Origin of the sequence: Micromonospora tarensis, assembly GCF_016803395.1 — a bacterium.
GTDB lineage: Bacteria > Actinomycetota > Actinomycetes > Mycobacteriales > Micromonosporaceae > Micromonospora > Micromonospora tarensis.
Window position 1 is genome coordinate 1 of sequence record NZ_JAEVHL010000459.1, and the last position, 2,058, is coordinate 2,058.

The window sequence follows — 2,058 nt, forward strand, 5'->3', positions numbered from 1 at the left end:
CCGGCCCGGTGCGCCCAGGCGCTGAACGCCCGCGCCGACGCGGCCCGCCGGGCCAACGAGGTGCGGGCCGCGCCGCTGGTGCGCTGCCGGGCCAGCCAGCTGCGTAGCACCGACAGGTCCAGCTCGGCGAGGTCGACGCAGCCCATCCGTACCGCGTGGTCGAGCAGCGAGACGAGATCCGTGACGTACCCGCGGACGGTGTGCGTCGACCGGTTACGCACCCGGGACAGGTGCTCGGCGAAGTCGTCCACCGCGTCGCGCAGCGCCGGCGGTAGTGCCTGGTGCATCGCCCGGGTGCCCCGGTCGGGCCGGCTCATCGTGGCCGCACCGGCGCGTTGACCGGTGCGTCGCCCCGGGCACCCTCGCGGACAGCTGGCACGCCGTCAGCCTACGGCCGATCGGCGTGCCCCACCGGTCACGGGGATGCCGATGTGCCGGCCCCGGTTACCGGCGGTTGCTCCTCTTGACCAGGAACACGAGCAGGCCGACAACGAGCACGGCGGTCGTGGCGAGACAACACAGGGTGGCGAGGTGCCATGGCTTGATAGCGCCCATGACCGCGCACCGTACCGGTAACACCTCGCCGCAGGGTGCCCGATGACTCACCGTGCGGTGGCGGCTATGCTGCCAGGTTTCGGAGTGACCGGTGGGGCGAGCGCGTAGCCCTCGTCCCGGCGGACCACCATGGACAGCTCCTCCAGCAGGGACAGTTTGCGCAACGCGGTCCGTACGTCGACACGGGCGCGGGCGGCGAGCCGGTCCACGCCCAGCGCGCCTCGGCGGGGCAGCGCCTCCAGCAGCGACCGCGCGTCGTCGTCGAGCGTGTCGGTGGCCCGCTGCGGGCCGCGGGCCGGCGGGGCCAGGTCGGCGCCGATGCGGCCCACCTCCTCCAGCACGTGCGCCACGCCGGTGACCAGCCGCGCCCTGGGGTGCTCGCGGAGGAACTCGTGCGAGCCGACGGACATCGCCGACGTCACCGGCCCGGGCACCACCATGGCCACCCGGCCGGTGTGGATGGCTCGCCGAGCGGTCTGCGTCGCGCCACTGCGCGCCGACGCCTCCACCAGAACCGTGCCCAGCGTGCCGCCGGCGATCACCCGGTTGCGGATCAGAAACCGGGGGCGCAGCGGCTCGGCGCCGGGCGGCCATTCGCTGACCAGCAGCCCGGTGTCGGCGATCCGGTCGAAGAGCGCGGTGTTGCCCATCGGATACGGCCGGTCCAGCCCGCAGGCGAGCACCGCGACGGTCAGACCGCCCGCGTTGAGGGCGCCCCGGTGGGCGGCGGCGTCGATGCCGAACGCGCCACCCGACACGACCGTCCAGTCCCGCTCGGCCAGCCCGTACCCCAACTCCGTGGCGACGTGCTGGCCGTAACCGGTGGCCGCCCGCGCACCGACCACGGCCACCGAGCGTTCCAGGGCCTCACCGAGTGGCCAGCTCCCGCGCACCCAGAAGCAGAGCGGCGGGGCGGTCTCGGCGTCCACCCGGCGGCTGACGTCCGGCAGGCGCAGGGTGGCCAGGCCGGCCACCCTGGCCGGCCACTCCTCGTCGCCGGGGATGACCAGCCGGGCACCCAGCCGGTCCGCCCGGTCCAGCGCCTCGGCCGCCACCGCCCGCGCGTCGCCGGCCGCCGACTGGGCAACCACGGTGGTGTGCAACCACCCGTCCGGGCTGCCCCCGTCGAGCAGCAGGTCCAGGGTCGCCACCGGACCGAGCCGCTCCACCAGTCGGTGCACCGCCCGGGTGCCCGGCTCGGCCAGCCAGGTCAGCGCGACCCGGGCCAGCCTGCTGTCGTCGTCGGCGCTCACGCCGCCTCCCCCGTTCGTAGCTGTGTCGCCTCCCGAACGTCCTCCCGGTCCGGCCGGTCCCGGCCGTCCAGGTCGGCGATGGTCCAGGCCATCCGGATCACCCGGTCGAAGCCGCGGGCCGACAGCGAGCCGCAGTCGAGCCGGCCGCGCAGCTCCACCAGTCGGTGCACCGCCCGGGTGCCCGGCTCGGCCAGCCAGGTCAGCGCGACCCGGGCCAGCCTGCTGTCGTCGTCGGCGCTCACGCCGCCTC

Annotated in this window: 3 protein-coding genes; all 3 read right to left on the reverse strand. The window is 75.5% G+C overall.

All coding sequences use genetic code 11. The features are described from left to right. The coding region (locus tag JM949_RS35480; RefSeq protein WP_203152412.1) for a site-specific integrase at positions 1-317 on the reverse strand (317 nt) is incomplete at its 3' end. Between the two features lie 285 nt (positions 318-602). Next, positions 603-1,808 carry a DNA-processing protein DprA gene (locus JM949_RS35485; protein ID WP_203152413.1) on the reverse strand — a complete coding sequence of 402 codons (1,206 nt, stop codon included), beginning with the start codon at positions 1,806-1,808 and terminating at the stop codon, positions 603-605. Beyond that, positions 1,805-2,058: magnesium chelatase subunit ChlI family protein (locus JM949_RS38310; RefSeq protein WP_456320249.1), on the reverse strand; the 254-nt coding region annotated here is incomplete at its 5' end. The genes JM949_RS35485 and JM949_RS38310, both read right to left, overlap by 4 nt.